Source organism: Microbacterium maritypicum MF109 (assembly GCF_000455825.1).
GTDB classification, from domain to species: Bacteria; Actinomycetota; Actinomycetes; order Actinomycetales; family Microbacteriaceae; genus Microbacterium; species Microbacterium maritypicum_A.
The window spans coordinates 173,741-185,966 of record NZ_ATAO01000250.1; the positions used below are offsets into that span (position 1 = coordinate 173,741).

A 12,226-nucleotide genomic window follows, 5' to 3' on the forward strand; every position below is an offset into this window, starting at 1 on the left:
AGAAGGAGCATCTCCAAGGAGGAGCGCATGACCACCCCGCAGACCGGCAACCAGAACCAAGAGCAGCAGTCCGCCCTCGAGCAGTTCGGCATCAACCTGACCGACCGCGCCCGCGAGGGCAAGCTCGACCCCGTGATCGGACGAGACAGCGAGATCCGTCGCGTCAGTCAGGTGCTCACCCGCCGCACGAAGAACAACCCCGTGCTGATCGGTGAGCCGGGCGTCGGCAAGACCGCCGTCGTCGAAGGACTCGCCCAGCGCATCGTCGCGGGCGATGTCGCCGAGTCCCTCAAGGACAAGGAGCTGGTCACCCTCGACATCTCCGCCCTCGTGGCCGGCGCGATGTACCGCGGGCAGTTCGAGGAGCGGCTGAAGCAGGTGCTCAAGGAGATCACCGAGTCCGACGGACAGGTCATCACGTTCATCGACGAGCTGCACGTGCTGATGGGTGCCGGCGGTGGCGAGGGGTCGGTCGCGGCCTCCAACATGCTCAAGCCCATGCTGGCCCGCGGTGAACTGCGCCTGATCGGCGCGACCACTCTCAACGAGTATCGCGAGTTCATCGAGAAGGACGCCGCCCTCGAGCGCCGCTTCCAGCAGGTCTACGTCGGAGAGCCCTCGGTCGAGGACACGATCGCGATCCTCCGCGGACTCAAGGGCCGCTACGAGGCCCACCACGGGGTCACGATCTCCGACAGCGCCCTCGTCGCCGCCGCCGCACTCTCGAGCCGCTATCTTCCCGCGCGCCAGCTTCCCGACAAGGCGATCGACCTGATCGACGAGTCGATGTCGCGGCTGAAGATGGAGATCGACTCGTCTCCGGTCGAGATCGATCAGCTCAAGCGCCAGGTCGACCGCATGAAGCTCGAAGAGCTCGCGCTCAAGCGGGAGAAGGACGCCGCCTCCAAGGAGCGTCTGAGTGCCCTGCGCGAGCAACTCGTCGGCATGGAGAAGCAGCTCGCCGAGCTCGAGGCCCGGTGGGCGCGAGAGCGGCAGGGGCTGAACCGGGTCGGTGAGCTGAAGAAGCAGCTCGACGACGCGATCACCCAGCGTGACCTCGCCATGCGCAACGCCGACTACACGAAGGCCTCGAAGCTGGAGTACGAGACCATCAAGCGTCTGGAGCGCGACATCGCCGAGGCCGAGCAGGCCGAGGCCGCGACGCCGGCGGAACCCCGCATGGTCAACGAACAGGTCACCGACGAGGACATCGCCGCCGTGATCGCCGCGTGGACGGGTATCCCTGTCGGGCGTCTGCTGCAGGGTGAGAGCGAGAAGCTGCTGCACCTGGAGCAGGAGCTCGGCAAGCGCCTGATCGGTCAGAAGGACGCCGTGAAGGCCGTATCGGATGCCGTGCGCCGTTCGCGTGCGGGTATCAGCGACCCCGGTCGGCCGACCGGATCGTTCCTGTTCCTCGGCCCCACCGGTGTCGGAAAGACCGAGCTGGCCAAGGCGCTGGCCGAGTTCCTCTTCGACGACGAGCACGCCATGGTGCGCATCGACATGTCGGAGTACGGCGAGAAGCACTCGGTCTCGCGACTCGTCGGTGCCCCTCCCGGATACATCGGATACGAGCAGGGCGGTCAGCTGACCGAGGCCGTGCGACGTCGCCCGTACAGCGTGATCCTGCTCGACGAGGTCGAGAAGGCGCACCCCGAGGTGTTCGACGTGCTGCTGCAGGTGCTCGACGACGGTCGCCTGACCGACGGTCAGGGGCGCACGGTCGACTTCTCGAATGTGATCCTGATCCTCACGTCGAACCTGGGATCGCCGATCCTCATCGACCCGGTGCTCGCACCCGATGAGAAGCGCGATCAGGTCATGGCCCTGGTGCGGCAGGCATTCCGTCCGGAATTCCTGAACCGACTCGACGACATCGTGATGTTCTCGGCCCTGAGCGAGGACGACCTCGCCCAGATCGTGGAGCTCTCGGTCGACCAGCTGCACGACCGGCTGCGCGACCGTCGCCTCACACTCGCCGTCACCCCCGATGCGCGGGCCTGGCTCGCCGAGCGCGGGTACGACCCCATGTTCGGTGCGCGACCGCTGCGCCGCCTCATCCAGAGCGAGGTGCAGAACAAGCTCGCCACCGCGCTGCTCTCGGGCAACGTGCACGACGGCGACACCGTGCGGGTCGACGTGGCCGCCGACGGGGCGGGCCTCGTGCTCACCTCGACGACGCCCGACCCCGAGCCGGAGGAAGACGACGTGATCGAGGCCGAACTGCTCGAGGACTGAGCTGCTCGAGGACTGAGCTGGTCGAGGACTGAGCTGCTCAAGGGCTGAGCTGAGACGCACAGCAGAGGGGCTCGTGGATGATCCACGGGCCCCTCTGCTGTCTGATGCGCCCTGCTTCAGGGATGCGGGCGAGACGCTGCCGCGAGCGCCCGACCGGTGAGGGAGTCGTCGTCGCCCGAGATCTCTGCCGGAGTGCCGGTGAAGATCAGCTGACCGCCATCGGAACCGGCACCCGGACCGATGTCGACGACGTGGTCGGCGCGGGCGACCACGCGCAGATTGTGCTCGACCACGACCAGCGTCGCCCCCTCGTCGAGCAGATCGTCGAAGAGGGCGTTGACGGTGTCGACGTCGGTCGGATGCAGTCCTGAGGTCGGCTCGTCGAGGATGATGCGGTCGGCGCGATCGCGTTGCGGTTCGCTGAGGTGCCGGGCCAGCAGCAGCCGTTGCTTCTCGCCGCCGGAGAGGGTGTCGAGCGAGCGTCCGACCGGGATGTAGCTCAGGCCGGTGCGCTGCACCCAGTCCAGCGCGTCGACCACGTCCGGGTGGTCGGAGAAGAGCGCGCTGACCTCGGCCGGCGTCGACGCCAGCACGTCGGCGATCGAGGAGCCGTCGACCTGCACGCCGAGCGCGGTCTCATTGAAACGCAGCCCTCCGCAGGCATCGCACGGGAGGGAGACGTCGTCGAGGAATGCGAGCTCGGTCGTGATGTGTCCACGGCCGCGGCAGGTGGGGCACGCCCCACGGGAGTTGAAGCTGAACCAGGAGGCATCGAGCCCTGAGGAGCGTGCGAACACCTCGCGCACCGTGTCGGCGATACGCAGCATGCTCAGCGTCGTCGACCGCGCTCCGCCCCGCAGCGGGTCCTGCCCGACGACCGTGAACTCCGGGTGCTGGCGCGGCAGCTCGGCGGTCGCGAAGGAACTCTTGCCCGACCCCGCGACCCCTGTGACGGCGGTGAGCACGCCGAGCGGGATGTCGACGTCGAACCCGCGGAGGTTGTGCGCGCGCGCATTCCGCACGGCGACGCGGCCCGAGGGAGTCCGCGTCGTCGCACGGATCGTCAGCGGCTCGGCGAGCACACGCCCCGTGAGGGTGTCGGCGGCGCGGAGCGCTGCGGGGGTGCCCTCGAACTGCACGATGCCGCCGCCGGAGCCCGCCCCCGGCCCGAGGTCGACGACGTGATCGGCGACCGCGATCACCTGCGGATGATGCTCGACGACGAGGATGGTGTTGCCGGCGTCGCGCAGCCGCTGCAGCAGGGCCACCAGCCGCTGGATGTCGGCGGGGTGCAATCCGGTGCTGGGCTCGTCGAACACGTAGGTGACGTCGGTGAGGGCGCTGCCGAGGTGTCGCACGATCTTGACGCGCTGAGCCTCACCGCCGGACAACGTGGCCGATTCGCGGTCGAGCGTGAGGTAGCCGAGGCCCACCGAGAGCAGGGCATCGAGCACGTGGCGGACACCGTCGACGGCCGGGGCGACGCGGGGATCGTCGAACTCGCCGAGCAGGGCATGCAGGTCGGACACAGGCATGCGCATCCAGTCCACGATCGAGCGTCCGTCGATCAGGCTCTCCCGCGCTGCCGCGTTCACCCGCGCACCGTGGCAGTCCGGGCATGTGTGATGTGTCACGAGCCGGTCGAGCTCCTCGCGCACCGAGGCCGACATCTTCACCGGGCGCTGCTTCAGGAACACATCGCGCATGCGCGTGATCACCCCGTCGAACCGGGCGCTCTGCGGGAACCGCGGATCGGGGTCGTCGAGCTTGAGCTTGTCGGCGTAGAGGAACTGGTCCATCTCCTCGGCCGTGTAGTCCTTGAGCGGCTTCTGGCGGTCGAACAGTCCGCAGTACGCGAAGCGCTTCCACCGGTACACCCCGGGGCGGAACAGGCTGAACCGGACCGGTCCCTCGTCGATGTTCTTCTCGGGGTCGATAAGCGCGTCGATGTCGATGTCGTACACCGTGCCGAGGCCTTCGCAGGTCGGGCACATGCCGGACGGGTCGTTGAACGAGTAGGCGGGGGAGTAGCCGGCGGAGGGCTCGCCGACGCGTGAGAAGACCAGGCGCACCAGCGATGCCAGGTCGGTCGCGGTCGCCACGGTCGAGCGTGCGTTGCCCGTGAACCGGCGCTGGTCGATCAGGACCGTGAAGGTCAGCCCGTCCATGGCCTGCACGTCGGGTGCGGGCATCTGCGGCAGCCGGGCACGGATGAAGGTCGAATAGGAGTCGTTGACGAGTCGCTGCGCCTCGGCGGCGATCGTGTCGAGCACGAGGGACGACTTGCCCGAACCCGAGACGCCGGTGAAGACGGTCAGCAGCTTCTTGGGAACGTCGACGGAGACGTCGCGGAGATTGTTCGTCCGCGCGCCGGTGATGCGGAGGAGGTCCATCCGCACACGCTAACGGGGCCCCCGGACAATCCGGAGGCCCCGTCGGTGCAGAGGTGTCGAGAGCGCGGAGGTCAGGCGCTGAGGATGACCGTCTCGGCGATCGGGCGACGTACGCGCGGAGCGACCTCGCGCTCCTGCAGCACCTCGGGCAGAGCCTCGATGTCGCCGAACTCGCCGACGGCGAAGACCGTGAAGGGCACGAAGCGCTCCTCGAGGTCGGCGAACTCGCGGACGACCTCGGGATCGAAGCCGCTCATCTGGTGCACGACCAGGCCGTCGTGGTGTGCCTGCACCGAGAAGTGCGCGACCGCCTGGCCGAGGTCGTAGAGGGCATGCGTGATCGGGGTGCCGTCGGCCGTGGCCGTCTCGGCGATCGCGACGACGAGAACGGCCGCGTTGCCCGCCCAGGCCTGGTTGAAGCCCATCAGGGCGTCGACGACCTGCGCGTGCAGCGCGGTGCCGCGACGGGCGACGATGAAGCGCCAGGGCTGCGTGTTGTTGGCGGACGGCGTCCAGCGGGCGGCCTCGAGAGCGGTGGCGAGCTTGGCCTCGTCGATCGAGCTCTGCGCGTCGAAGGCGCGGGGGCTCCAGCGGCCGGCGAGGACGTCGAGGACGGGGTGCTCGGTCGGTGCGGTGCGGTCGATGACGGGAGTGCTCACAGAAGTGCCTTTCGGAAGGAGGGGATCGGACTCCTTCGTCCGGGTACACGGGTGCCAACAGATGCATGTGCATGCATATTCCCGGGGATTCCTCCGTGTCGGCGCCGGACGGCGTCCGGTCGGACAGCGAGGTCGTGCATTCAGACCGGGAGATTGTGCGACGCCGCGTCGGCCAGCGCACTGCGCACCGCGCGGATCGAGGGGGCATCGGCCGACACCCGCCGTGCCGAGGAGAAGATCTCGCGCCGCGGTTCGTGGGGGAGGGGTGCCAGATCGACGGTCGGGGTGTCGCCCGCCCAGACGAGCTCCGGCAGCAATCCGACGGCGAGCCCGGCATGGATCAGCCGCACGTGCGCGGTGAGGTCGGCGATCTCGAAGCGCACGTCGGGCTCGAACCCCGCGGTGCGGCAGAGCTGCTCGGCCCAGGCGCGGGAGGCGGTGCCGGCGGGTTCGAGCACCCAGGGCTCCTCGCGCGTCGACCAGAGCTCGGCGAGCGCATCCGCATGCCGTGGTGCTCCGGGCCGTCGGGCGAGCGCGATCGCATCGTGCGCGAGCATCACCCGGTCGAGGTCGGCGTGGATCGGTCGGGTGTGCCCCGGGTACTGCTCGGCGAGGATCAGGTCGAAGTCGCGGCTGGACACCCCGACCAGCCCGGTCTCCGGATCGCACTCGGTGACCTCGACGCGCAGGGCCGGATGTCGGTCCTTAAGAGCCTCGAGAGCCCGCGGGAGCAGGGAGTGCGCCGTCGACTGGAACACCGCGATGCCCACGGTCCCGGTCACCTCGGTGAGCGATTCGGCCACGGCGACCTCGGCGTGCTCGAGCTGATCGAGGATGCCGATGGCCTCGGCGACGAGCACGTTCCCCTGGGGCGTGAACTGCACTCCACGCCCCACGCGTCGCAGCAGCGGCACACCCACATCCCGCTCCAGGGCGCTCAGCTGCTGCGACACCGAGGCCTTGCTGTACGAGAGGGCGTCGGCCACTGCCGACAGCGTTCCGCGGCGCGAGAGCTCCACGAGCATCCGCAGTCTGTTGACGTCCAGCACAGTGGTCCCTTGCTCTGCGGATATTGTTCAGCTTGAGTGAACAGAATCCACGCAAATCGGTTGATAGACGGAGTCTACCGAGCGGCAGGACAATGAACCAGCCCGCACACGAAATCCCGGTGTGCGCTCTCTTGGAAGGTCCCACCGATGCCTGTCGCCGCCGACACCACCACCCCCCGTACCGAAGACGTCGCCGCCCTGGTGAAGCGCTGGCTCGTCGAGAGCGAGACCCACCCCGTCGAGCCCGCCGCCCAGCGCCTGTCCGAAGTGCTCAAGGACCCGAACGGACTCGCGTTCACGGTCGGCTTCGTCGACGGCGTGATGCGTCCGGAAGACCTGCGCGTCGCCGGCCGCAAGCTCGCCGAGCTGAGCGACATCACCCCGTCGTTGCTGCCCGGCTACCTGCGCGCCGCGATCAAGACGGGCGGCTTCTGGGCGCCGAAGCTCCCCGGCGTGGTCGTGCCGATCTCGCGTCGCGTGCTGCGCGCCATGGTCGGGCACCTCGTGCTCGACGCCACGCCCTCCAAGCTCGGCCCCGCGATCGCGAAGCTGCGCAAGAGTGGCAACCGGCTCAACCTCAACCTGCTCGGCGAGGCCGTGCTCGGCGAGCGCGAAGCGGGACACCGCTTGCAGGGCACCCGCGACTTCCTCGCCCGCGACGACGTCGACTACGTGTCGATCAAGGTCTCCAGCGTCGTGAGCCAGCTGTCGATGTGGTCGTTCGACGAGGCCGTGGCCGATGTCGTCGAGAAGCTGACCCCGCTCTACGAGCTCGCCGCGAAGGCCGAGGCGAAGGGCAAGGCCAAGTTCATCAACCTCGACATGGAGGAGTACCGCGACCTCGACCTGACGATCGCGGCCTTCACGAGCATCCTCGACCAGCCGGGGCTCGAGAACCTCGAAGCCGGCATCGTGCTGCAGGCTTACCTGCCCGACGCCCTCGGTGCCATGCAGCACCTGCAGGAGTGGGCCGCCGCCCGCCGTGCCAAGGGCGGAGCGCCGATCAAGGTGCGCGTCGTCAAGGGCGCGAACCTGGCGATGGAAGAGGTCGACGCGGCGATCCACGGCTGGCCGCTCGCCACCTACGGCACCAAGCAGGACTCCGACACCAACTACAAGCGGGTGCTCGACTGGGCCATGACCCCGGAGCGACTGGACGCCGTGCGCATCGGCATCGCCGGCCACAACCTGTTCGACATCGCCTACACCTGGCTGCTCGCCCAGGCGCGTGGGGTCGCCGACCCGTCCGGCGCCGATCCGCTCGTCGAGTACGAGATGCTGCTGGGCATGGCGACCGGGCAGGCCGAGGCCGTCCGCAAGGACGTCGGCCGCCTGCTGCTGTACACGCCGGTCGTGAACCCGGCCGAGTTCGACGTCGCGATCGCGTACCTGGTGCGCCGCCTCGAAGAGAACGCCAGCCCCGAGAACTTCATGTCGGCCGTGTTCGAGCTGGCTTCGAACCCGACGCTGCTCACCCGCGAGCGGGAGCGCTTCGAGCGCTCGCTGGCCGCGCTCGCGACCGATGAGGCGGGATTCGTCCCCGGTCCCCACCGCGTGCAGGACCGTACGGTTCTGGATTCCGACGCCGAGGCGCCCTCCGGAACCACCACCGGCTTCGAGAACCAGGCCGACACCGATCCGGCCATCGCCGCGAACCGCGCATGGGGCCGCGAGATCCTGAGCCGCTCGGTGGGCTCGACGCTCGGCCTCGACACCATCGCGATCGCCAAGGTCGAGACGGATGCCGAGCTCGACGGCATCTTCTCCGCAGCGACCGCCGCCGCCGAGAAGTGGGCAGCGCTCCCTGCCGCTGATCGCGCTGCCGTGCTGCATCGCGCGGGAGACGAGCTCGCCGCGCGCCGTGGTCAGCTCATCGAGATCATGGCCCACGAGGCGGGCAAGACCATCGCCGAGGCCGACCCCGAGATCAGCGAGGCCATCGACTTCGCGCACTACTACGCCGAGCGCGCGAAGGACCTCGAGACCGTCTCTGGCGCCGACTTCGTGCCGTCGAAGGTCACCGTGGTCACCCCTCCGTGGAACTTCCCCGTCGCCATCCCCGCGGGTGGGGTGCTCGCGGGTCTGGCCTCGGGTTCGGCCGTCATCATCAAACCCGCGAAGCTCACGCAGCGCTGCGGCGCGGTGATGGTCGAGGCGCTGTGGGCCGCCGGTGTGCCGCGCGACCTGCTCGCGCTCGTCGACCTCGCTTCGCGCGACCTCGGTACGCGCCTCGTGGCCGGTCCTGCGGTGGATCGCGTGATCCTCACGGGGGCGTACGAGACCGCGCAGCTGTTCCGCTCGTTCCGCGCCGACCTGCCGCTGCTCGCCGAGACCAGCGGCAAGAACGCGATCATCGTGACGCCCTCGGCAGACCTCGACCTGGCGGCCGCCGACGTGGCTCGCAGCGCGTTCGGCCACGCGGGGCAGAAGTGCTCCGCAGCGTCGCTGGCGATCCTCGTCGGATCCGTCGCCGACTCGAAGCGATTCGAGCGTCAGCTGGTGGATGCCGTGACCTCGATGCGCGTCGGCCTGCCCGATGACCCCGCCACCCAGATGGGCCCGATCATCGAGCCGGCGAACGGCAAGCTGCTCACCGCGCTCACGAAGCTCGAGAAGGGCGAGCGCTGGCTGGTCGAGCCGCGCAAGCTCGACGACGAGGGAAAGCAGTGGACGCCCGGTGTGAAGACCGGCGTGCGCGAGGGCTCGTACTTCCACCTCACCGAGTTCTTCGGGCCGGTGCTCGGCATCATGCACGCGAAGGACCTGGACGAGGCGCTGCGCCTGCAGAACGCTGTCGACTACGGCCTGACCGCCGGCATCCACTCGCTCGACTCCGACGAGGTCGCCACCTGGCTCGACCGTGTCGAGGCGGGCAACCTGTACGTGAACCGCGGCATCACCGGCGCGATCGTGCAGCGTCAGCCGTTCGGTGGCTGGAAGCGCTCGGCCGTCGGAGCGGGCGCCAAGGCCGGAGGCCCGAACTACCTCTTCGGTCTCGGCGAGTGGACCCCGGCCGAGCTTCCGGCCGCCGCCCCGAGCGCGGCCGTCGTGCCCGCGGTCGGCGCACTGCTGGACGCGACTGCCTCCGAGGTCGACACGGCCGAGGCCGAGTGGCTGCACCGCGCCGCCGCATCCGACGAGCGCGCCTGGGTCGACGAGTTCGGCGCGGTGAGCGACAAGTCCGGGCTCGGGGTCGAGCGCAACCTCTTCCGCTACCGTCCGGTCGCGGTCGACGTGCGCATCGGCGAGAGCGCGCCGCTGGTCGACGGTGTCCGCGTGCTCGCGGCCGCCCTGCGCAGCGGCAGCCCGTTCACGGTGTCGGCACCGGCCCTGCCCGCACGCATCGAGAAGGCGCTGCGTGCGCACGGTGTGACCGTGAAGCACGAGTCGGACGCGGCGTGGACCAAGCGCTACGCCAAGGCGGCGAACTCGTGGCACCGCGTACGGCTGGTCGGCGGCGACGCCGCGGCCCTGCATGAGGCGCTCGACGGAAGCCCCGATGTGGCGGTCTGGTCGCACGCCGTGACCGGTGCCGGCCGAGTGGAGATGCTGCCGTTCCTGCACGAGCAGGCCGTATCGATCACGAACCACCGCTTCGGCAACCCGACCACCCTCGCCGACGGCGTGATCTGACCCGGGCTCGCTCCCGGAAGCGAAAACGGAGACGATCGATGCGGCCGTCCGCGTGTCATGTGCCGACACGCGGACGACGAGCATGATCGTCTCCGTTTTCGCACCCTTGCACGGGCGGGCGGGTGGCGGGTGGCTGGGTACGCAGCCTCAGCCGCGCAGCGCCTCGGAGAGCTTGACCCGGGATCCCATGCGCAGCAGCGAGTTCTCGTAGATCTTGGCGCCGATGACGATCGCCGCGACGCAGCTGAGGAGCAGGATCACCAGGCTCAGCAGCGGCTCCCACCACTGGGCCTCGCCGACGAACAGGCGCATCGGCATGCCGACAGGCGCCGAGAACGGCACGTACGACATGATCGTCAGCACCAGCGGGTTGTCGTTGAAGACGATGACCAGGATGTACGGGGCCATGATCAGCATCGTGATCGGGGTGGTCGTCGAACCGATGTCCTCCTGGCGGGAGACCATCGAGGCCGCAGCCGCGAACATCGCCGCCAGCAGGATGAAGCCGAACAGGAAGAACACCGCGAACCAGATGATCGGCGCCCCGAGCGTCGTGAGCACCTCGCGCTGACCTGTGACGATCAACCCGATCGTGGCCACGGCCGCCAGGGCGAGGATCTGCCCCATCGCCAGCACCGTGTTGCCGATCACCTTGCCCGCGAGCAGTGTGCGCGCCGGGATGGCCGACAGCAGCACCTCGACCACGCGGGTCTGCTTCTCCTCGACGACGCTCTGTGCGATCGTGCCGCCGAACGTCGCCGCTGCCATCATGAACACCAGACCGAAGGCGATCGCGATGAAGTACCGCAGCAGCGGGTTGGTGGTCGCCGGTTCCAGGATCACTTCCTCGGGAGTGATCGACAGGGCCGCGACGAGCGAGCCCGGCGCCTCCTGCAGCGCGACGATCGTGTAGCCCGAGGGGCCATCGCCCGGGAGCACCGCAGCGTCGACCTTGTCGTCGCGCACGAGCTGTTCGGCTGCAGCCTGGTCGGCGACCGTGGTGACCTCGACGTTCGGGATGGAGGAGACGGCGGAGGCGGTCTCCGCGGTCGCTGCGACCGGCATCGCATCGGTGTTCTTGCTCGCGAAACCACCGAGGATGATACCGGCGAGCGCGAGCACCAGCAGGATGCCGGTCGAGATCAGGAACGCCTTGCTGCGCAGCTTCGATCCGATCTCGCGTTCGGCGACGAGCCAGATGCCGTTCGAGGCGCGGACGGGGGTGGGGGCGCTCACTGGATGACCTCCTTGAAGATCTGGGCGAGGGACGGATGCTTGGGGGCGAAGCTGGCGACGTCGCCACGCTGCACGGCCGACTGCAGCACGCGCTGCGCCGTTTCGGGGCCGTCCGCGTCGAACAGCGCGTACCCGCCCTCGAAGTCGACGACCGTGACGCCGGGCTCGGCGCGCAGCCATCCGGCGTCGCCGGCCGAGACGAGCTCGTACCGGTCGCGGGCATGCTCGGCGCGCAGCGTGTCTCGGGAACCGGCCGCGCGGATCGTGCCGCCCGCGAGGATGACGAGGTCGTCGCACAGGCGCTCGACAACGTCGAGCTGGTGGGAGGAGAACAAGATGGATGCGCCCTTGGCGGCACTGGCCTGCAGGACTCCCGCGACCACGTCGACCGCGAGCGGGTCGAGGCCCGAGAACGGCTCGTCGAGGATGAGAACCTCGGGGTCGTGCACGAGCGACGCGGCGATCTGCGCGCGCTGCTGGTTGCCGAGCGAGAGCGACTCGATGGTGTCGTTCAGCCGCTCGCCGAGCCCGAGCTCCGTGAGCAGGGCGGTCGCGCGCTCCGTGGCCTCCTGCTTGCCGAAGCCGTGCAGGCGGGCGAGGTAGACGATCTGCTCAAGCACCTTCATCTTCGGGTAGAGGCCGCGCTCCTCGGGCATGTAGCCGAAGCGGCGGCGGTCGGCGGTCGTCAGCGGAGCGCCGTCCAGGTCGACACGGCCGCCGTCCGACGACAGCAGCCCCAGCACGATCCGCATGGTGGTGGTCTTGCCGGCGCCGTTGCCGCCGACGAAGCCCGTCAGCCGCCCGGGGGCGACCGTGAAGGACACGTCATCGAGCACGCGCCGAGAGCCGTAGCTCTTGGTGATGCCGGAGAGTTCGAGCATTCCTGTGGTCATGCCTTCACGTTACGGAGCGCGCCCGACTGCGGCATCCCCCGCACGGCGGACTCTGCGGGATCACCCGTGCGGGGGAGAGTGCACGGGATCTCGCCGAGTGCACGGGATCTCGCCGAATGCACGGG

At 69.3% G+C, this 12,226-nt stretch carries 7 protein-coding genes; 2 read left to right on the plus strand and 5 right to left on the minus strand.

What is annotated here, in order from left to right; translation table 11 throughout:
• Window positions 1-27 precede the first annotated feature (27 nt).
• Complete coding sequence (locus L687_RS41365; protein ID WP_021201732.1) at window positions 28-2,238, plus strand: ATP-dependent Clp protease ATP-binding subunit; 2,211 nt, start codon at window positions 28-30, stop codon at window positions 2,236-2,238.
• A gap of 116 nt (window positions 2,239-2,354) precedes the next feature.
• On the opposite strand, the gene L687_RS41370 is transcribed toward L687_RS41365, so the two are convergent.
• The 3 genes from L687_RS41370 to L687_RS41380 form a co-directional block, all read right to left on the minus strand.
• Window positions 2,355-4,631, minus strand: a complete 2,277-nt coding sequence (locus L687_RS41370) for an ATP-binding cassette domain-containing protein (protein ID WP_021201733.1) — start codon at window positions 4,629-4,631, stop codon at window positions 2,355-2,357.
• Between the two features lie 71 nt (window positions 4,632-4,702).
• Window positions 4,703-5,290: a nitroreductase family protein gene (locus L687_RS41375; protein WP_021201734.1), complete on the minus strand. Its 588-nt coding sequence runs from the start codon at window positions 5,288-5,290 to the stop codon at window positions 4,703-4,705.
• A 140-nt stretch (window positions 5,291-5,430) separates the two neighbouring features.
• On the minus strand, window positions 5,431-6,339 hold the full coding sequence (locus L687_RS41380) for a LysR family transcriptional regulator (RefSeq protein ID WP_021201735.1): 909 nt from the start codon (window positions 6,337-6,339) through the stop codon (window positions 5,431-5,433).
• A gap of 147 nt (window positions 6,340-6,486) precedes the next feature.
• Here L687_RS41380 and L687_RS41385 point away from each other — a divergent pair, with 147 nt between their 5' ends.
• Window positions 6,487-9,972 (plus strand): proline dehydrogenase family protein, encoded by a 3,486-nt coding sequence (locus tag L687_RS41385; RefSeq protein WP_021201736.1) that lies wholly within the window; start codon window positions 6,487-6,489, stop codon window positions 9,970-9,972.
• 147 nt (window positions 9,973-10,119) lie between these two features.
• On the opposite strand, the gene L687_RS41390 is transcribed toward L687_RS41385, so the two are convergent.
• Window positions 10,120-11,208 carry an ABC transporter permease gene (locus tag L687_RS41390; RefSeq protein ID WP_021201737.1) on the minus strand — a complete coding sequence of 363 codons (1,089 nt, stop codon included), beginning with the start codon at window positions 11,206-11,208 and terminating at the stop codon, window positions 10,120-10,122.
• On the minus strand, window positions 11,205-12,089 hold the full coding sequence (locus L687_RS41395; protein WP_021201738.1) for an ABC transporter ATP-binding protein: 885 nt from the start codon (window positions 12,087-12,089) through the stop codon (window positions 11,205-11,207). The genes L687_RS41390 and L687_RS41395 overlap by 4 nt, the downstream gene beginning before the upstream one ends.
• Window positions 12,090-12,226 lie beyond the last annotated feature (137 nt).